Below are 18,621 nucleotides of genomic sequence, written 5' to 3'. Positions count from 1 at the left end.
ACGAGGACGGAGGTGGGGGTAGCCCCCTGCCGCCGTCGCGGTGCCGGGCGGGCTCAGGCCGGTGCCGGGGCGCCGAAACACTCCTGGGCCCGGCTCAGCACCAGGTCGATGAAGTCGCTGACGACCGGGGTGCGGGTGCGGGCCGTCACCCGGGTCAGACCGACCGTGCGGGAGGCCCCCGGGTCGTCGAGCGGCAGGTCGACGAGGCCGGACACCCGGACCGGCGAGGGGGGCAGCACCGCGACCCCGAGCCCCGCGGCGACGAAGCCGCGGATGGTGGCGATCTCGGCGCCCTCGAACGCGACGCGCGGCGGGAAGCCGGCGGCGGCGCAGAGACCGTTGACCAGACGGCGCAGTCCGTAACCGGATGCGGCCATCACGAAGTCCTCGTGCTCGGCGTCGGCCAGCCGGACCCGGCCCCGCCCGGCCAGCCGGTGTCCTGCGGGGACGACCAGACTCAGCGGCTCGGCGGCGACGGGCAGGGTGGTGATGCCCGGTTCGTCGGGCAGCGGTGAGGTCAGGCAGAGATCGACCTCGCCCGCCCGCAGCCGGTCGAGCAGCCCCTGCGCGTTGTCCTGGACCAGCTGGAAGCGGGCCTGGGGGTGGCGCTCCCGGAACCAGCTGACCAGCATCGGCACCGGGGCCGAGCCGAGCGCGGGCAGGAAGCCGAGAGCCACGGTGCCCGGCATGTCGGTGGCCAGCCGCAGCTCCTCGCAGCCGGTCGCGATCTCCTCCAGGCCTCGCTGCACCCGGGCCAGGAAGGCGCGGCCCTGCCGGGTCAGCCGCAGCCCCCGGCCCTCCCGGTCGAAGAGCGGGGTGCCGACGGCCGCCTCCAGCCGGGCGACGCTGCGGCTGACCGTCGACTGCGGGGTGCCCAGCTCGCTCGCCGCTGCGGACAGGTGCTCAAGACCGGCCACCGTCACGAACCGCACGAGGTCCGGGCACATCCCCAGCAGCGGCGCCGGCAGGAGCGCGGCCTCACGCGGCAGCGCGCCGGGCGCAGCCGCCGGGGGAAGGGCGGGCGCCGGGCGGCCGGAACCGTACGGTCGGTGTTCCATATACGGAACATACATCGGGCATCCATGCATTGGACGCATGAACAGCGCCCGGCCTACCGTCGTCGGGTGACTGACCCGCACATATCGCCTGCCGCTCACACGCGGGGGACACCCGGCTTCCGCCGGGCCACCGGAGCGCTGTTCGCCGCCGGGATGACCACGTTCATGACGCTGTACTGCGTCCAGGCGCTGCTGCCCGCCCTGTCCTCGCACTTCGGCCTGTCCCCCGCGGCCTCGTCGCTGACCATCTCGGTCTCCACCGCGGCCATGGCCGTCGCCGTGGTCCCGCTGACCGCTCTCTCCGACGCGTGGAGCAGGACCGGGATGATGAGCGTGTCGCTGGGTGCGGCGGCGCTGCTCGGCGTCGCGGCGGCCTTCGCGCCCAACTTCGCGACGCTGCTCGTCTTCCGGGTGCTCCAGGGCCTCGCGCTCGCCGGACTCCAGGCGACCGCCATGTCGTACCTCGCCGAGGAGGTGCACCGCGAGTCTCTCGGTCAGGCCATGGGGCTCTATGTGGCGGGCAACGGCATCGGCGGGATGGCGGGACGGCTCGTCGCCGACGGCGTGCTGGACCTGACCGGCAGCTGGCGCTGGGCGATCGGCGCGGTCGGCGCGGTGGCGGCGGTCGCCGCTGTCGTCTTCCATCTGACGGTGCCCGCTTCGGTGCGCTTCGTCCGCAGGGAGGCCCGGCCGCGCGCCCTGGCATCGGCCATCGGCCGGGCGCTGCCGGACTCCGCGCTGCTCAGGCTCTATCTGATCGGCTTCCTGGCGATGGCCGCGTTCGTCACGGTCTACAACTACCTGGGGTTCCGGCTGATCGACGCGCCGTTCAACCTGTCCCAGACGACGGCGGGGCTGCTCTTCATCGCGTACACCGCCGGTTCGTTCTCCTCGGCGGCCGCGGGCCGGCTGGTCGACAGGTACGGGCGGCCGAAGGTGCTGCTGCCCGCGCTGCTCGTCGCTCTCGCCGGGCTCGCCGTGATGCTCGTACCGCATCTCGGCGCCGTCATCCCCGGCCTGGTGATCTTCACGGTGGGCTTCTTCGCGGCCCACGCGGTGGCCAGCGGCTGGGTCGGCGGGCGCTCCTCCCTGCTGGGGGTGCAGGGCGCGGCGGTCTACCTGTTCTTCTACTACATCGGCAGTGCGGTCGGCGGTTCGGTGGGCGGTATCGCGTACTCGGCGGGCGCGTGGAACGGCCTGACCCTCTACTGCGGCTGCCTGGTGGCGGTGGCGCTGCTCAGCGCGGTGACGCTGCGCCGGGTACGTACCGCGGCCCGGCCGGGCGACCGGGCCGCGCAGCCGCCCCTGCCCGCCGGGTCCGCCGCATCCCCGGGACCTGTGGAGTCCGCGGGCGGTCCCTCCGCCGTCACTCGACCCGGCGACGGCTCCGGCGGCGTGCGGTGAAGCGCTTGCGGTAGGCACCGGTGAGCAGCAGCAGGGTGGCCGCGGCGATGGTCACGGCCTGCGCGATCACCGTGAGCCACTTGTCGCCGAACCAGACCGGCTCGTACATGTTCGGCACCGGGCCGAGCTTGCCCACGTTGACGTACCGGTAGACGAGCAGCAGCGCGAGGCCGCCCGCGGCGACCAGCCAGGCGAACGCGTCGGAGACGGCGCGGCGCCAGACCAGCACGAGCAGCGCCGCCAGCGCGGCCACCCCGGCCTCGATCCGGAAGAGGGTGCCCTGGCTGATGCTCGCCGAGATGGGGTCGTAGCGGTCGGCGAGGTGCGCGTGCACATAGGCGTCGACCGCGAGACCCGCGGCGGCCAGCACGCGGAGCAGCACCCGCAGATACCGGCGGCCCGGACGGGCTGTGGGGTCCGGCGGCTCGGCGAGCGACGGATCGGACGGCATGGGGGTCCCTTCCCGGCACGGTGGAGCGGGCGGTGGAGCCGGCGCGGGTGTTCCGGGGCCGGCGAGGTGCTCCCGGCGCGGTGGAGTCAGCACCGGGGACACGGGCGGGTACGGCAGGGCCGTGCACGGTCCGCGGTCAGCCGACCGTGAGCGAACCCTTCATGTACTGGTGGATGGTGCAGATGTAGGGGTACTTGCCCTTGGCGGACGGCGCGGTGAAGGTGACCGTCTTGCCCGCCGCGATGTCACCCGTGTCGAACGCCTTCTTGCCGGTGGCGGTGACGGTGTGGGTCGTCGAGTCCTTGTTCATCACGGTGATCTTCGTGCCCGGGGCCACGGTCAGGTCCGCGGGCATGAACTTGAAGTTCTTGATCGTGATCAGGTGGCCCTTGCCGCTCGCCGTGGAGGCCGCGGTCGTGGGGGTGGTGGACGACGGTGACGAGGACTTCGAGCCGCTGTCCGAACAGCTGGTGACAGCGGTCAGCATGCAGAGCGCCGCTGCGGCGACCGCCACACGCGGCCGGCGGGTCCGGGTGAGCATCGGGTTCTCCGGTGAGGTGTCGGGACGGCCGACCCCGGCCGGGCGCGTGGGGGGGGTACGCGCCCGGCCGGGGAGCCTGGAGGGGGACGGGACGTGCGTCCGGTGTCAGACGGTCAGCAGGCTGGGGCTTGCCGCCTTCTTCGTACCGATGAAGGCGTCCGGAACCGGGTACTGGCCCAGCACGTAGTGCAGGATCGCCGCGTGCATGGCCTCGACCGGAGCGATCGTGGCGGCCGTGTTGACCCCGCCCATGCTCTTGACGTTGTACGTCGCGAAGACATAGGTCTCGGTGGCCTGGTCCTCCAGCTGGAGGGCCAGCTTGGCCACCCCGGTGACGTCCTTGACCTGGCCGAGCGCCTTGGTGACGGCGGGCTGGTCGGAGAGCGGCACATCGGTGATCTTGGGCTTCCCCGCGCTGGAGAGCACGCCGTTCCACGCGTTGGCGTGGTCCTTGTGCTGCGCCATCGCGGTCTGGATGAACGTCGCGACCGCCGGCGGCACCTTGCCGAGCTTGCCGGCGTTGGCCGCCTTGAGTGCCGCCTGGTAGGCGGCGACGGCCTGGTTCTCCAGGGCCACCGCCAGCGCGACGACCTTCAGGTCACCGGTGTACTGGCCGGCCCCCGAGGACGAGGACGCCGACGCGCCCGTCGACGGGGAGCCGGAAGCGCTGCCGCCGGTCGGCGTGGAGCCCGACTTCCCGCCGCACGCGGCGAGCGCCAGCATGGCGGCGGACGCGCCGGCGCCGGTCAGGAAGCGGCGGCGCGCCAGGTGCACACGCTCCTCGTGGACCCGGTCGGGGCCCGAGGTCTCCAGGTCCTTGAGCTCCGTCGACAGCTCACGGGCGGACGCGGCCATGACGGGCAGGGTCGCCCGGTGGGCCTCGTCCATCTCGGTCGTCAGGCGGGACATCTCGCCCTCGCTGATCGGCAGCTCCCAGCTGCCCCTGGTGCTGCTCATTTGACGGCCCCTTCACTGACCGGCGAAGCCATCTTGGTGGGGTAGAAGGCGTCCGGGAAGCCGACGCTGCCGATGTTGGCGGGAAGCTTCGCGACGTCCGTGGGGATCGCGATGAGGTTCGTCTTCCCGTCGGCCAGCAGGGCCTGCACGGCCAGCAGCGTGGCACGGTGCTGGGCCTCCACCGGCGCGACCGAGGCGAAGAGCTGGCGCAGGTTCGTGTCGCTCACCTGCCCGATGTTCTTGGTGTACGTCTGCGCCGCGACGTCCTCCAGCGTGATGGCCAGCTTGACCACGTCGGCCGAGGTCTTGATCGTCGGAAGGGTCTTCTTGACGACCGCCGCGTACTTCGGGTCCGTGCCCGTCTGCTCCTTGCCGCCGGCCTTCTTCGCGGCGGCGTTGAACGCCTGGGCGTGCGCGGTGTGCTGCTGCGCCGTCTTCGTGATGAAGGCCAGCACGGTCTTGTTGCCGGTCTTGATGAACGGCAGCCCGGCGGCGGTGTGATAAACGCTCACCGCCAGATTCTCGATCGAAGCAGCCGTCTGGAGCGCCATGACGTCGGTGCTCGACGCGGCCGCGGCGCGGCCGGCGCCCAGCAGGGTCGCCGCACCCGCGGCTCCCAGCAGCGTGCCGCGCCGCTGCCACCAGCGGCGGCTTGAGGACTCGGCTGTCTCGGCGAAGTCCGCCAGCGCGGAGTTCGTCACCCGGAGCGCGTCGCTGTTCAAATCCTGCGACTGCTCGGTCAGCTCCTTCAGCAACCCGGTGTCGATGTGATCGGTACCCATCGCGTCCCATCTCCTTCCCCGCGCCGGACAGCACGGGTGTCCCCCCGAGAGTTGGTCAGGAGGTACCGGCAGGGCCCGCTCGCTGAGACCGAATGCCACAACGCGTACCCGAACGGAGGACCAATCGGTTGCCCGGGGCACACATCTCTCCCCGGCCGGGGAACGAGAAGCCCCGGACGCGGCGAGGGAAGAAGCAGCCCCCTCAGATTGTTGGTAAATACAAATACCTGAACCGGACTGCCGACCCAGTCCGGACTGTCGAACCGAGGAGCATCCGTGCAGCCCACCGAGAAGCCCGCCGAAGCCGTCGCCCGGCTCCGTGCCACCTTCCGCACCGGCCGGACCAAGACCCTGTCCTGGCGCACCGAACAGCTGCACGGCCTGCGGGCGATGCTGACCGAGCACCGCCAGGAGCTGGCCGCCGCGCTCCACACCGACCTGGGCAAGAGCGAACGCGAGTCCTTCCGCACGGAGATCGACTTCACCGTGCGCGAGATCGACCACACCCTGGAGCGGCTGGAGGGCTGGCTGCGGCCCGAGCCCGTCGACGTACCCGAGCACCTGGGCTCGGCGTCCGCCTGGACCGTGCAGGACCCGCTGGGGGTCGTCCTGGTGATCGCCCCCTGGAACTACCCGGTCCAGCTGCTGCTCGCCCCGGTGGCCGGGGCGCTCGCCGCGGGCAACTGCGTCGTCGCCAAGCCCAGCGAAGTGGCCCCCGCCACCTCACGGGCCGTCGCCGAGCTGCTGCCCCGCTATCTCGACCGGGACGCGGTGGCCGTGATCGAGGGTGCGGTGCCGGAGACCACCGCCCTGCTCGAAGAGCACTTCGACCACATCTTCTACACGGGCAACGGCACCGTGGGCCGCATCGTGATGCGCGCGGCGGCCGAACATCTGACACCGGTCTCGCTGGAACTGGGCGGCAAGTCACCGGCCTTCGTCGACCGGGACACGGATCTCACCGCGGTGGCCGCCCGGCTCGTCTCGACCAAGTTCCTCAACGCGGGCCAGACCTGCGTCGCCCCGGACTACGTCCTCACCGACCCGGGGACCGCCCGCGAGCTGGAGGGCGCGCTGGCCTCGGCCGTACGCGAGCTGTTCGGCGCGGACCCGGCCACCTCCGGGGACTACGGCCGGATCATCAACGAACGCCACTTCGACCGGCTGACCGGCCTGCTCGGCTCCGGCAGGGTGGTGGTCGGCGGTGACAGCGACCGTGCCCAGCGCTACATCGCCCCCACCGTGCTCGCGGAAGTGTCGCCCGGTTCACCGGTCATGGCCGAGGAGATCTTCGGCCCGGTCCTGCCCATCGTGGAGGTGGACGGGCTGGACGAGGCCATCGCGTTCATCAACGACCGGGACAAGCCGCTGGCGCTGTACGCGTTCACCGAGTCGGTGCTGACCCGCGACCGGCTCACCACGGAGACCTCGTCCGGCGGCCTCGGCTTCGGCCTGCCGGTGGCTCACCTCACCATTCCCGACCTGCCGTTCGGCGGGGTGGGGGAGAGCGGGATGGGCCGCTACCACGGCCGGTACTCGCTGGAGACGTTCAGCCACCGCAAGGCGATCCTGGACAAGCCGCTCGGCTGAGACCTCCTCGGCACAGGGCGCACCGGCGGAGCGCCCCGGCGGAGCAGAGCGCCCCGGATCCCCCGGCTCTCCGCGGAGAGCCGGGGGATCCGTCGTGCCGTGGCCGGCCGTTCAGCCCCCGGTTCCTGCCGGGCCGCCACCGGACCGGCCGCGCTCCGCCGCGGAGCCGCGGCCGGCGCCGCTCTCCGCGAGACTGCGGTCGGCGAGGAACCGCAGGTACTCCTCCCGGTCGAGCGGATTGCCGTCGGTGCGCCGGCGGACCGGCACCCGGCCGCGTACCCGCCGGTCCTGCCCCGGGCCCGACCACATCGCGCCCTCCCCACGGGTCAGTCCGGGCAGCACCTTGCGGAACTCCTGCACCCGCCTCACCGGCAGCTCCGCCGTCACCCGCCAGGACCGGCCGGCCCCGGTGGAGCCGGTGATCTCGGCCCCGAGCGGGACGAGGGCGCCGACGACGGCGTTGAGGGAGTCCTCCGGGATCTCCGCCTCCACCGCCAGGCACGGCTCGAAGACGCGGCTGCCGGCGCGGTCCAGCGCGCGCATCAGCACCAGCGGCGTGAGATGCCGGAAGTGCGCGGCGACGGTGAGCGGTGCCACGTAACCGGTCGCGGTGAGCGTGACCGTGCAGTCGGTCACCTCCCAGCCGGACAGGCCCTGTTGCAGGGTCCGCAGCGCGGACTCCTCGATGGCGCGGTGGAAGGCGCGGGGCAGTGAACCCAGCTCGACCTCCCGCACGAAGGTGACACCCGCGCCGTGCGGGGCCGCGTCCACCCGCAGCCCCACCGTCGCCAGGAAGTCGTTGGGGCCGTGCCGGTCGATCCGGGTGACCGCATCGCCCCGGCCCGCGGGCCGCTCGAAGTACACCGGGCGGACCGGCTCGAACCGCACCCCGACGCCGAAGTCCCGCTCCAGCCGGGCGGCGAGCACCTCCTGCTGCACGGCCCCGTAGAGCAGTACCGACGTGGCGCCGCCGCCCGCCACCCGGGTGCGGATCAGCGGGTCCTCGTCCGCGAGCGCCACCAGGGCGGCGTGCAGCCGCGCCTCCTGCCCGGGGCGGCAGGCCCGTACGACCGTCTCCAGGCTCGGCGGGGAGAAGTGGAGCTCCTCCGGGCGGTCGCCGGGAGCGCCCAGCCGGTCTCCGACACGGATACCGGGCAGACCCCGCACGCGCCCGATCCTTCCCGCCGTCAGCCCCGGGCCGGTCGTCCCTGCGGCGCCGTCCGGGGAACCCGGGGCGGTCACGACCTCCACGCCGGTGATCCTGCCGGTGAACTCGGCCTGCTTCCCGCCGGGTTCACGCTGCCAGTAGGTGATGCGCTGCCGCTCGCGCACCTCCCCCGAGAACATCCGGAGGTACGCGACCTTCTCCCCGGCGGCCGTGCGCTCGACGGCGAACACCGTGCCCTGCGGACCGGGCGCGGAGGGCGCCGGGACGGCAGGAGGCGGGCGCAGCAGCGTGGTGATGCCGTCGGTGAGCGCGGTGATGCCGTCGCCCGTCACGGCCGACCCTGCGAAGACCGGGTACAGCACCCCGGCCCCGCACTGCCGGGCCAGCAGGGTGCGCACCTCCTCCACCGACGGCAGCGCGCCCTCCACGAGCCGCGCCAGGAGGGCGTCGTCGTGCTCGGCGAGCGCCTCGGCGGCCTCGCCGCGGAACTCCGTTCGCTCCAGCGTCCGGGCGGCCGACCGGGCGGCGGCGGTGCCCGCGTCCCGTACCGCGCTCATGGGGAGGATGTCCGGGGTGAGGAGGGCCCGGATCTCGTCCTGCACGCCGTCCGGGCGCGCACCCGGGCGGTCGGTCTTGTTGACGAAGAGCACCGTGGGCAGCCGCAGCCGGCGCAGCGACCTGAACAGGACACGGGTCTGCGCCTGGACGCCCTCGACGGCGGACACCACGAGGACCGCCGCGTCGAGCACGGACAGCGCCCGCTCGACCTCGGCGATGAAGTCGGGGTGGCCCGGGGTGTCCACCAGGTTGATCTGCAGACCGCCGGCGGTGAGGGGCGCCACCGCCGAGCGGATCGTGATGCCACGCTCCCGCTCGATCTCGCCGGTGTCCGTCTGCGTACTGCCGGCGTCGACGCTGCCGAGTGCGGAGATGGCGCCGTTGTCGAGCAGCAGCCGCTCGGTGAGGCTGGTCTTACCGGCGTCGATGTGGGCGAGCACGCCCAGGTTCAGGGTGGTTCCGGAATGCGGGATTGCGTGGGGCACAGAGGTCCTCGGTGGGAGTGGAGGTGAGACACGACCTGATGACTCCGTGGACCTGGCGCATCGTCTTCCTCTTCCTGAACCCTCTGGGACCCGGTGGGCCCACCTGACCTGCCGCCCCTCCGCGGATCCGCGGGACTCCGCAACGGGGCACGTGAGGGTACCGGCACGCGCCAGGCCCCGGCGACCGGTTTTCGGGCCGTCGCCCCGGCCTCCGGGGGCGGTGTGCCGCTGCCCCGTACGGTGGCGGGATGACCGACTCGGAATCCGGAGCGCCGGCGCCCGCGACCAGCGCAGCCGGGCGGCGGTTCCCCGCCGACCGGGCGCCCGGCTGCGCCGACCTGGCCACGCTGGACGCCGAGGTGGTCCACTGCCGTGCCTGCCCCCGGCTGGTGGCATGGCGGGAGCAGGTGGCCGGGGAGAAGCGGGCCGCGTACCGGGACTGGGAGTACTGGGGGCGGCCGGTCCCCGGCTTCGGCCCGGCCGACGCGGCGCTGGCCGTGGTGGGTCTGGCGCCCGCGGCACACGGCGGGAACCGGACGGGCCGGATGTTCACCGGCGACCCGGCGGGCGACTTCCTGGTCGCCGGACTGCACGCCGTCGGCCTCGCCTCCCAGCCGACCGCGACCACGGCCGGTGACGGGCTCACCCTGCGCGGCGTACGGATGGCCGCCCCGGTGCACTGCGCGCCGCCGCAGAACAAGCCGACCACCGCGGAGCGCGACACCTGCCGGCCCTGGCTGGCGGCGGAGCTGGCGCTGCTGCGTCCCGGACTGCGCGCGGTGGTGGTGCTCGGCGGCTTCGGCTGGCAGGCGCTGCTGCCCGTACTGGCGGAGGCCGGCTGGCTGCTGCCCCGGCCCCGTCCGGCGTTCGGCCACGGCGCGCGGGCCACACTCACCCGCGCCGACGACCACGGCGAGCTGCGGCTCTTCGGCTGCTACCACCCGAGCCGGCGCAATGTGAACACCGGGCGGCTGACGCGCCCCATGCTGGAGTCGGTCTTCCGCGAGGCAGCCGCCGCGGCCGGTCTGTAGGGCGGGCGCTGCGGCGACCGGTACCGCCCCCCGGCTGCGGGGACCGGCGGTGACACACTGGCCCGCGGTCCGCCGAAGGAGCCACACCATGCCGATGTTCCGTACCCTGCGCCGCGCCGTGCGGCGCCCTCCCCGCCGCCCGGTCGATCTCAGCCACCCCGCCCGTTCGCCGCTCGGCAGCGCGGTCGTGAACTGCGTGGTCTACCGCGACGGCGTCCGGCAGCCGGGCGACTGCCCGCCGCAGGAGGCACTGCGCCGGGTCAGGGCCGAGGGCAGCGGATTCGTCTGGGTCGGGCTCCACGAGCCGGAGCAGCAGGAGCTCGGCGCGCTCGGGGAACTGTTCGGGCTGCACCGGATAGCCGTCGATGACGCGCTGCGCCCGCATCCCCGGCCCAAGATCGACATCTACGGCGACATCCTCTTCGCCGTGCTCAAGACCGTCGGCTACGTCGAGCACAGGGAGCTGACGACCACCAGCGAGATCGTCGACACCGGGGAGCTCTCCGTCTTCACCGGCCCGGACTTCGTCCTCACCGTCAGGCGCGGCAGGTACGGCTCGCTGGGGCCGCTGCGCGAGTCCCTGGAGGCCGACCCCGGACAGCTCGCCAAGGGCCCGGGGGCCGTGCTGCACGCCATCGCCGACCATGTCGTCGAGGAGTACGCCTGTGTCGCCGACGCCGTGCAGGACGACATCGACGCCGTCGAGTCCACGGTCTTCTCCCAGCAGGCGGCGAGCGGTGACGCCGGGCGGATCTATCTGCTCAAGCGCGAACTGATGGAGTTCCGGCGCGCGGTGGTCCCGCTCTGCCGCCCGCTGGAGAAGCTGCTCACCCGGCAGCCGCTGCCCCTGATGACCCAGGACATCCGGACGTACTTCCGCGACGTGGCGGGCCGTCTCACCCGGATCACCGAGCAGACCACGGCGTACGACACCCTGCTCGACTCCATACTCCAGGCGCATCTGGCCCAGGTGGGCGTCGAGCAGAACGAGGACATGCGGAAGATCACCGCCTGGGCGTCCATAGTCGCCGTGCCGACCATGGTGTGCGGGGTGTACGGCATGAACTTCGACCACATGCCCGAGAAGCACTGGGAGTACGGCTATCCACTGGCCATCACGGTGATCCTGGCCGCCTGCCTGGTCATGTACCGGGGCTTTCGCCGCAACGGCTGGCTGTAGCCCCTTCCGCTCCCCTCCCCCGGCTCCCGGTGTTCCCGCTACCCGGCGCTGCCCGCGTGCTGGATCGCGCGGCTCCACGCCTCGTACGTGGGCTGCGGACGCTGCGGCCCAAGGGGCTCCTGCGGCTCGCGCGGCCGCACATCCCCGAACCGGGACCAGCCCCACCCCTGCATCGCGCTTCTGACCGGATCGTTCCCCGGCTCCACCAGGGCGGCGACCAGCGCGGCGCGCGAACGCACCAGCAACTGGTCGACGAGACGGGTGGCGATCCGCCGCCGCCGATAGGCGGGCTGCACCATCAGCTCGGCCAGGACGAACACCTGCCCCGACGCGGTCAGCTCCTCGATGTCCACCGGGAGACCGCCGCGGAAACCCCGCCAGAGACCGCCGTCCCGCTCCAGGACGTATCCGTACGCGCACCCGGCAAGCGAAGGACCGTCGGCGACCATCATGTCGAAGCCGGGCCGCTGCATGTCCTCGGCGAAGCGCTCCAGGAACAGCTGACGGTCGTGGAACTCCTCCCCGCGCGGACCCCGGTACGCCTCGACATAGGTGTCCGCCAGGGCCTCCCGCTGCGATTCGGCCTGCCATCTGGTCAGGCGGCGCATGAAGACCTCTGCCATGTGTTCCTCCCGTTTTCCGGCCATCGTCTCAGCGCTCGGCGACCAGGGAAACGGATAGTGCAGGATCCGGCCTCGCCCGGGGCCCCGCAGGCGAGGCCCGGTGGCGCGGCGCCGACCCGGCGCGGGACGGAAATGGCCGAATGGCGCCGCCCGGAGTGCGGACCCCCCGCCGGTGTCTTCCCCTGGAGACGTGACGGACGACGGCGCGGGCGGACTCGGCGGGCGGCGGGCCGGAGCCGCCGCACCGCGGGGCGGCGCCCCGCGCCACCGGCTGCGGTCGTTCCTCGCCGTGCTGCTGATCGTGGCCGCCGGGATCCTGACCCCGGTCGCCGCCGTGGCCGTCTGGACGCGCGACGAGGTGGGCAGCACCGACCGCTATGTCGCACTGATGCGGCCGCTGGCCTCCGACCCGGCCGTCCAGTCCGCCGTGACCGACCGCGCCACGGACGCCATCATGAAGTACGTCAGTGTGGACGCGCTGCTGAAGCCGGTGAGCCCCGCCGAACGGGCCAGGATCGAACTGGCCCTCGGCGCGCTGGACGGGACGATCACGTCCGGGCTCCGCGAACTGGTGCACAGCGCGGTCGCCGGATTCGTCGACAGCAGCGACTTCACGGCCGTCTGGACCCAGCTCAACAGGACCGCGCACGAAGCGGCCGAGGAGGCCCTGACCAGCGACCGGGGCAAGGCCCTCACCATCGATCTGGCGCCCGTGACGGACGCCGCGAAGCGGCGGCTCGTGGACCGCGGGCTGACCGTCGCCGCGAAGATCCCCACCGTGCACACCCGCCTCACGGTGCTGGACTCCGCGGCCGTCGGCCGGGCACGCACCGCCTTCCGGCTGCTGCGGATCGGCGGGCTCTGGCTGCCGCCGGTGACCGTTCTGCTCGCGGTGGCCGGCGTCCTCCTCGCGGTCCGCAGACGGCGCGCCCTGGTGACCGCCGGCCTGGCGGTGGCCGCGGGCGCGCTGCTGCTCGGGCTGGCGCTCGCCGTCTTCCGCAGCCTGTACCTGGACCGGCTGCCGGACGGCATCCCGCAGCCCGCGGCAGCTGCCGTCATCGACGCGCTGACGGCGTTCCTGCGGACCTCGGTACGCCTGATCGCCGTCCTCGGCGCGGTGGTGGCACTCGCCGCCTGGCTGGGCGGCGGTGGCCGGATCCCGGCACGGGTGCGGGCGGGCTGGCGCGGCGGCATCGGCGCCGTACGCGACGCCATGGGGCTGCGCACCGGGCGCGCCGGGCTCCTGGTGCTGCGTGCCAGGGCCTGGCTGAACCGCACGGTGGTGGCCGTCGCGCTCGCCGTCTATCTGGTCTGGGACCGGCCGACCGCCGCGGTCGTGGCGGGCATCGTGCTGTCCGCGCTCGTCGCGCTGGCGCTCGTGGAGCTGCTCGCCGACGACGGGACGCCGCACACACCGGGCGGCGGCCCGTCACCGGCGGGCAGTGCCACGCCGTGAGATCACTCCCCGCCTCCCCGTACGACGGGGAGCTCGCTCCCGTCCTGCGGCGCGACCGTCACTCCTCGTGTGTGTAGAACAGGTAGAACGTCGTGACCAGGGCGCCGATCCCGAACCCGGCGCCGATGAACGACGACGACAGGACGCTCGACCCGGTCATCGAGTACAGGAACCCCATCGCTCCGCCGATGAGCACGCCGTACCCGGCGGCCCTCGCCTCCTTGGGAAGCGTGTGCTGGATCCGGCCGAAACCGAAGGCGAGCGCCGCGAGAACGAGCCCCGAGACCACGCTGAGGACCGTCTTGGCGGTGCTGAACACCTGGCCGGAACTGAGCAGGAACGCCGTGTAGAGGCCGTAGACGACACCGAGGAGTACCGGCACCGCCACGGCCGGTGCCGGGAGGTGCCCGCGGGCCGGCGGACGCCGGTGGGAGGGCCGGTGTCCGTGGAGTGTGGTGGGTGTGGCCATGGCAGATTCCTTCCGCTCGCCCTCCCACCAGCGCACACCCGCAGCCGCGTACCGGCAACTCGTACACCGGCTCCGGGCCCGCCCGGCCGGGGCCGGGCACGCGGGCGACAGGGGAAACCCGCACGCCAGGACGTAGTTTGTCGGCATGGGTGACACGGCGGGCAGCAGCGCGGACGCAGGGCGAAGGCAACCGCTGGTCTCACCGCCCGAGTGGCTGATCCGGGGGCTGCGCCCGCAGCCTGCCCCGATCCCCTGGGCCGCGGTGGTGCGCGCGAGTATCGCCCTGGCCGCACCGCTTGCGGCCGGCCTCGCCGCCGGACAGCCGGGCTACGGTGCGCTGGTCGCCATGGGCGCGCTGTCGGGCGTCATCGGCGACACCGCCGACGCCTACCGGATGCGGATCCTCAACATCGCCGTGCCGCAGTGCTTCGGCGCGGTCGGCGTCATGATCGGCACTCTCGTGTACGGCGACGGCTGGACCGCGGTCGCCGTGCTCACCCTGGTCGCTCTGGTCTCCGGGATGATCTCCTCGATCGGCGCGGTGGCGTCCGTATCGGGCCTGCTGCTCCTGCTCAACTCGGTCGTCGGCGCGGGCCTCCCGATGCCGGGCCCCTGGTGGAAGGCCCCGCTGCTGCTCTCGCTCGGCGGGCTCTTCGTCCTGGTGCTCGCACTGGCCGGATGGCCGCTGCGGGCGCGGGCGCCCGAGCGGACCGCGGTCGCCGCTGCCTACCGCGCCGCCGCCGAACTGCTCGCGGTGGCAGGCACGTCCGCGTACGACGTCAGGCGCCAGGCCGTCACCGCCTCGCTCAACGCCTCGTACGATCTGATCCTCGCCCGGCGCGCCCACTACCACGGCCGCAGTACGTCGATGGTGCGGCTGCTCGCCCAGCTCAACGTGCTCGTCCCGCTGATCGAGGCGGCCGCCGCCGCCCATCTGCACGGCCGCGCCTCACGCAGACCGGAAATCGCCGCCGCCGTGCGGGACTTGGCGGATGTGGTCGCCGCCGGCCGGTCGGACGCGGTACCCGACCTGGCCCTCCCCGAGCCGGAGGGGCCCGCCGACCGCGCCATGAACGCGGCGCTGCGGCACGCGGCCGCCGTCGTCGGCCACGCGGACTCCGGCCACCCGGACCACCACGGCACCGACGACCGGCTCGGCCGCCCCGCCGGACTCGGGGTCAGGGCGCGCCGGGCCGCCCTCACCGTGCTGCTCTCGCCCGCCTCCTGGCGCTACGGTCTGCGGCTCGCGCTCTGCATCGGCCTCGCCCAGGCGCTGGTGTCGGTGGTGAGCGTCCCCCGCTCGTACTGGGTCGCGCTGACCGTCACCTTCGTGCTCAAGCCGGACTTCGGCTCGGTCTTCTCCCGCGCGGTCCTGCGTGCGCTCGGCACCGCGGTGGGTGTGGTCACCGCCGCCCTGGTCCTCGGGGCCGTCCCGCGCGGCTGGTGGGACGTGCCGGTGATGGTGGTGCTCGCGGCGCTGATCCCGGCGGTGTCGGCGAACGGGTACGCCTTCCAGACCGCGGCGATCACCCCGGTGATCCTGCTGGTCTCCGACCAGCTCAACCACCTGGGGTCCCATCTGGTGCTGCCCCGGCTGTTCGACAGCCTCATCGGCTGCGGAATCACCCTGGCCGCGGGCTACCTGCTCTGGCCGGAGAGCTGGCACACCCGGATCGGTGACCGGCTCGCCACCGCGGTCGAGGAGAGCGCGCGCTATGTGGAGTGCGCCTTCGGCGGGGGCAGCGGGGCCGCCCCGGCGGACGGCGGCGCGTCTGCTGCGGCCCCGCCGGGCGACCACGCCGACCGGGCCAGGATGCGGCGACGGCTCTACCGCGATCTGTCGGTCGTACGGACGGAGTTCCAGCGGGCGCTCACCGAACCGCCGCCGACCGGGAAGCGCGCCGCCGCCTGGTGGCCGCTGGTCGTCGCGGCGGAACGCATCGTGGACGCGACGACGGCCGCGCGGGTGCGCGTCGACCACGGCGCGGGGCCGCCTGCGCCGGAGGAGGTCCGCGAGGTGACGAAGCAGCTTCGGGAACTGGCCCGGGGGCTGCGGGCCAGCCCGACCCTGGTGCAGGTGGAGACCCGGATCGAGGGCGACGACGAGGGCGTACTCGCCCCCCTGCGCCAAGAGGTCGTCGCGGCCCGGGACATCGCCTCGCCCCAGCGCTGACAGGGCGCGAGTGCTCAGGGGCGTGACTGCTGAGGCGGCGTGAGCGCTGAGGCGGCGTGAGCGCTGACGGTCCTGCGCTTCCGGGAGAGGCCTTGAGCGCCCGGGGGCCCGCTATGCCCTGAGCGCCGGTAATCCTCGCGCCCCGGCACACCTTGAGTCCTGGCGGGCCTTGATGCCCGGGGAAGGGCAGGGAAGGGCAGGGCTAGGCGGGGAAGGGCAGCGCAGCTCCGGACATGGCGGAAGCCGGGCCGGGCGAGGCCCGGCCCGGCTTCTTCCGCCCCGGGCAGGTCACCCGCACCCGGCATCGTCAACGACGCCGGGTGCGGGGGGTGGGGGGCCGACGCCGGGGAGGTGGCGTCAGGGCCTGGGTGTCAGGACCCGGGTCCGGGTCCTGTGGTCAGGACCTGGGCGCCAGATCCGCCTTGGCCAGCGCTTTGGCGAAACCGTTCGCCCACAGGGCGTCGACCTGGGCGCGCTCCTGCGCGTCCGGCTGCCGGTTGGTGCAGGACGGGCCGGGGCCGCCACCCGACATCAGCTCGGTGCACGGGCCGCTGTAGTCGTCGGGAAGGCCGAGCACGTGGCCGGTCTCGTGGGCGGTGACCCGGACCGAGTCGTACTCCTGGGTCTGCGCGTGGTCCAGGAAGACAAACCCGCTGCCGTGCCCGTCCGTCGAGGCGTAGGAGCCCTGCGGGTCGTCGCCCTCACGGTAGGAGAAGTCGGCGTTGGAGCCCGACTGGAGCTTGACGTTGGTCTCAGCGGCGTTCCATATCTGCGCGCTGGCCGCTATCTGGCTCTGGTAACTGGGCGCCGCCGAGGCGTCGTAGGTGATGGTGACGGACTTCAGCCCGGGGTGGGCCGCCTGCTTCTTCGCGACCGACTTCATGACGGCCTCGAAGAAGGCCTTGTTGCCCGCCTCCTGCTTGGCGCTCGTGTAGTGCTGGGCGCTCTGCGCCGCGGTGTGCTGCACGGGGGCCACCGTGGCGGGGGCCGCCTGGACGGGGGCTGCGGTACCGAGGGCGGCGGCGATGCCGAGGCCGAGGATCGCGGACAGTGCGGTATTACGGTGCTTCATGTGGGGGGCTCCTACTCGTCCGGTGTGGGGGTGAACGGGTGGTACCGCAGAGTGTGCTGTGCGGGCGCCCCGCCGGGATGATGGCAACTGGCGATAACTTGGGGCTATCAGTGGGGGTTTGAGGGTCTGGTGCCACTCGGGGCGCACCCCTACTCTCTGGTCCCATGGACCTTGAGGTGCGGCACCTCCGCGCACTGTGCGCCATAGCGGACACCGGCAGCCTGCACCGGGCGGCCCGTGAACTGGGCATGAGCCAGCCCTCGCTCACCACACAGCTCCGCCGGATCGAGAACTCCCTGGGCGGGCAGCTCTTCTCCCGCGCCCGCACGGGCTGTCGGCCCACCCCGCTGGGGCGCACGGTGCTCAGCCGGGCCAGGCCACTCATCGACGAGATGCGCTCGCTGGTCACCGAGGCGAAGACCGCCGCGGCGCGCGCAGCCGGGCCCCGGCTGCGCATCGGTGCGACGGCGAGCCGCGCCATCCCCGGCTGGCTGCGCCGGCTGCGCACCCGGCTCCCGGACACCGAGACCTCGCTCCGCATGGACGTGTCGGCCAACGCGCTGCTGCGGCTTGTGGCATCGGGCCAGCTGGACGTGGCGTTCGTGCACGAGGTCGAGGGGTGCCCGCTGCGCGTACCGGACGGCTTGGAGGTCCGTGTGCTGGTCGAGCGGGAGCCGCAGTCCGTTACCCTGCCGGCCGACCACCCGGCGGCCGGCGACCCGGTGGTGAAACTGGCCGACCTGGCGACGGACCAGTGGATGGTCGACCCGACCGTGGACGGCGAATGGGACGGCATGCGCCGGATGCTGCGCGAGGCCGGCCTCAATCCCCGGGTGCTGCACGGCGATTACCTCACCGCGTTCGCACTGGTCGCTTCCGGCGAGGTGGTCACGGTCTGCCAGCCGACCACCAGACCCAGGCCCGACCTGGTGATAAGACCCCTGCACGGAGACCCGCTCGGAGTGCGGCTGCTGCTCGCGGCCCGGCCCGGGACGGACGGGGCGGAACTGGACGTGGTGTACGAGGAGCTGGCCACGGCCTACGGGGAGTTGCTGTAGTCCTGGCACCCGGGCCCGGCCCTCACGGAGGGTGAGGGGGCGTTCCCTCCGCAGCCACCGGGGAGTCCGGACGGCGTCGGCCCGCCCGGACTCCCGTACCTTCCGCGTACCATCCGCTGCCATGAGCTCCGAACTGGTCGTGGATCTGCGCACGCTGCCGCTCGCCTCGCTCGACGATTTCTGGGACGCCGTGTCCCAGCCGTGCGGGCTGCCCGACGGGTTCGGCCGGAACCTCGATGCCTGGTGGGACGTGGTGGAGACCCGGGGCGTCGCGGAGAAGGTCGACGCGTACGGTCTGCTGGTCGTACGGGCCAGGGCGGCCGGGCTGTTCGCCCCGGGCCGACCGGACGGCGCACGGCTGGCGGCCCTGTTCGCCGACACGACCCGCGCACGGCTCGACCTGGAGCCCGACCCGGCGGCGTGAGTCCTACCCTCTCCTCAGACGACCCTTCGGGGCCGGTCGGTCCAAGATCGCCTGAGGCGGTCGCTAACCTTACGTATCCGCCCTGGCCAGGGATCGCCTCCCGCCGGCGCGGACTTGTCTCGTACTCGACTCATTGCGAAT

General features: G+C 73.2%; 18 protein-coding genes. 9 read left to right on the top strand and 9 right to left on the bottom strand.

All coding sequences use genetic code 11. The features are described from left to right. Nucleotides 1-53: 53 nt before the first annotated feature. Complete coding sequence (locus OG917_RS18090) at nucleotides 54-1,058, bottom strand: LysR family transcriptional regulator (protein ID WP_328318641.1); 1,005 nt, start codon at nucleotides 1,056-1,058, stop codon at nucleotides 54-56. 66 nt (nucleotides 1,059-1,124) lie between these two features. Between OG917_RS18090 and OG917_RS18085 the strand changes: the two genes are divergently transcribed. After that, nucleotides 1,125-2,462 (top strand): MFS transporter, encoded by a 1,338-nt coding sequence (locus OG917_RS18085; RefSeq protein WP_328318640.1) that lies wholly within the window; start codon nucleotides 1,125-1,127, stop codon nucleotides 2,460-2,462. On the opposite strand, the gene OG917_RS18080 is transcribed toward OG917_RS18085, so the two are convergent. The 4 genes from OG917_RS18080 to OG917_RS18065 form a co-directional block, all read right to left on the bottom strand. Continuing rightward, nucleotides 2,425-2,913 (bottom strand): hypothetical protein, encoded by a 489-nt coding sequence (locus tag OG917_RS18080; protein WP_328318639.1) that lies wholly within the window; start codon nucleotides 2,911-2,913, stop codon nucleotides 2,425-2,427. The genes OG917_RS18085 and OG917_RS18080 overlap by 38 nt on opposite strands. Before the next feature lie 136 nt (nucleotides 2,914-3,049). Continuing rightward, nucleotides 3,050-3,454 (bottom strand): cupredoxin domain-containing protein, encoded by a 405-nt coding sequence (locus OG917_RS18075; RefSeq protein WP_328318638.1) that lies wholly within the window; start codon nucleotides 3,452-3,454, stop codon nucleotides 3,050-3,052. 105 nt (nucleotides 3,455-3,559) lie between these two features. Then, the gene (locus tag OG917_RS18070) at nucleotides 3,560-4,411 is read right to left on the bottom strand and encodes a ferritin-like domain-containing protein (protein ID WP_328318637.1); all 852 of its coding nucleotides are present in this window, start codon (nucleotides 4,409-4,411) and stop codon (nucleotides 3,560-3,562) included. Next, nucleotides 4,408-5,193, bottom strand: coding sequence for a ferritin-like domain-containing protein (locus tag OG917_RS18065; protein WP_328318636.1), 786 nt, complete (start codon nucleotides 5,191-5,193; stop codon nucleotides 4,408-4,410). Before OG917_RS18065 ends, OG917_RS18070 begins: the two co-directional genes overlap by 4 nt. Nucleotides 5,194-5,469: 276 nt before the next feature. Between OG917_RS18065 and OG917_RS18060 the strand changes: the two genes are divergently transcribed. Further along, entirely contained in the window at nucleotides 5,470-6,783 is a 1,314-nt protein-coding gene (locus OG917_RS18060) for an aldehyde dehydrogenase family protein (protein ID WP_328318635.1), read from the top strand. 111 nt (nucleotides 6,784-6,894) lie between these two features. Here OG917_RS18060 and OG917_RS18055 read toward each other — a convergent pair whose 3' ends face one another. After that, nucleotides 6,895-8,994 (bottom strand): translation factor GTPase family protein, encoded by a 2,100-nt coding sequence (locus tag OG917_RS18055; RefSeq protein ID WP_328318634.1) that lies wholly within the window; start codon nucleotides 8,992-8,994, stop codon nucleotides 6,895-6,897. Nucleotides 8,995-9,242: 248 nt separating this feature from the next. Between OG917_RS18055 and OG917_RS18050 the strand changes: the two genes are divergently transcribed. Together OG917_RS18050 and OG917_RS18045 are read left to right on the top strand one after the other, a co-directional pair. Next, on the top strand, nucleotides 9,243-10,025 hold the full coding sequence (locus tag OG917_RS18050; protein WP_328318633.1) for a uracil-DNA glycosylase: 783 nt from the start codon (nucleotides 9,243-9,245) through the stop codon (nucleotides 10,023-10,025). Between the two features lie 88 nt (nucleotides 10,026-10,113). After that, complete coding sequence (locus OG917_RS18045) at nucleotides 10,114-11,205, top strand: magnesium and cobalt transport protein CorA (RefSeq protein ID WP_328318632.1); 1,092 nt, start codon at nucleotides 10,114-10,116, stop codon at nucleotides 11,203-11,205. 38 nt (nucleotides 11,206-11,243) lie between these two features. On the opposite strand, the gene OG917_RS18040 is transcribed toward OG917_RS18045, so the two are convergent. Then, nucleotides 11,244-11,828: a GNAT family N-acetyltransferase gene (locus OG917_RS18040; protein WP_328318631.1), complete on the bottom strand. Its 585-nt coding sequence runs from the start codon at nucleotides 11,826-11,828 to the stop codon at nucleotides 11,244-11,246. 190 nt (nucleotides 11,829-12,018) lie between these two features. Here OG917_RS18040 and OG917_RS18035 point away from each other — a divergent pair, with 190 nt between their 5' ends. After that, nucleotides 12,019-13,284 (top strand): hypothetical protein, encoded by a 1,266-nt coding sequence (locus OG917_RS18035; protein WP_328318630.1) that lies wholly within the window; start codon nucleotides 12,019-12,021, stop codon nucleotides 13,282-13,284. A 58-nt stretch (nucleotides 13,285-13,342) separates the two neighbouring features. Here OG917_RS18035 and OG917_RS18030 read toward each other — a convergent pair whose 3' ends face one another. Next, nucleotides 13,343-13,753, bottom strand: a complete 411-nt coding sequence (locus OG917_RS18030) for a hypothetical protein (protein ID WP_328318629.1) — start codon at nucleotides 13,751-13,753, stop codon at nucleotides 13,343-13,345. On the opposite strand from OG917_RS18030, the gene OG917_RS18025 reads away from it, so the two are divergent. Further along, nucleotides 13,752-13,889 (top strand): hypothetical protein, encoded by a 138-nt coding sequence (locus OG917_RS18025; RefSeq protein WP_328318628.1) that lies wholly within the window; start codon nucleotides 13,752-13,754, stop codon nucleotides 13,887-13,889. The genes OG917_RS18030 and OG917_RS18025 overlap by 2 nt on opposite strands. 9 nt (nucleotides 13,890-13,898) lie before the next feature. Then, the gene (locus OG917_RS18020) at nucleotides 13,899-15,926 is read left to right on the top strand and encodes an FUSC family protein (protein ID WP_328318627.1); all 2,028 of its coding nucleotides are present in this window, start codon (nucleotides 13,899-13,901) and stop codon (nucleotides 15,924-15,926) included. Nucleotides 15,927-16,323: 397 nt separating this feature from the next. Here OG917_RS18020 and snpA read toward each other — a convergent pair whose 3' ends face one another. Further along, the gene (gene snpA, locus OG917_RS18015; RefSeq protein ID WP_328318626.1) at nucleotides 16,324-16,998 is read right to left on the bottom strand and encodes a snapalysin; all 675 of its coding nucleotides are present in this window, start codon (nucleotides 16,996-16,998) and stop codon (nucleotides 16,324-16,326) included. A gap of 164 nt (nucleotides 16,999-17,162) precedes the next feature. Here snpA and OG917_RS18010 point away from each other — a divergent pair, with 164 nt between their 5' ends. Further along, nucleotides 17,163-18,056, top strand: coding sequence for a LysR family transcriptional regulator (locus OG917_RS18010; protein WP_328318625.1), 894 nt, complete (start codon nucleotides 17,163-17,165; stop codon nucleotides 18,054-18,056). 121 nt (nucleotides 18,057-18,177) lie between these two features. Next, nucleotides 18,178-18,480, top strand: coding sequence for a barstar family protein (locus OG917_RS18005; RefSeq protein WP_328318624.1), 303 nt, complete (start codon nucleotides 18,178-18,180; stop codon nucleotides 18,478-18,480). Nucleotides 18,481-18,621: the final 141 nt, after the last annotated feature.

It is taken from the genome of Streptomyces sp. NBC_00388 (genome assembly GCF_036061255.1).
In the GTDB taxonomy this organism is placed as follows: Bacteria; Actinomycetota; Actinomycetes; order Streptomycetales; family Streptomycetaceae; genus Streptomyces.
The sequence above is the reverse complement of the archived record's forward strand: the minus strand, read 5'-3'. Positions and strand labels throughout refer to the sequence as shown.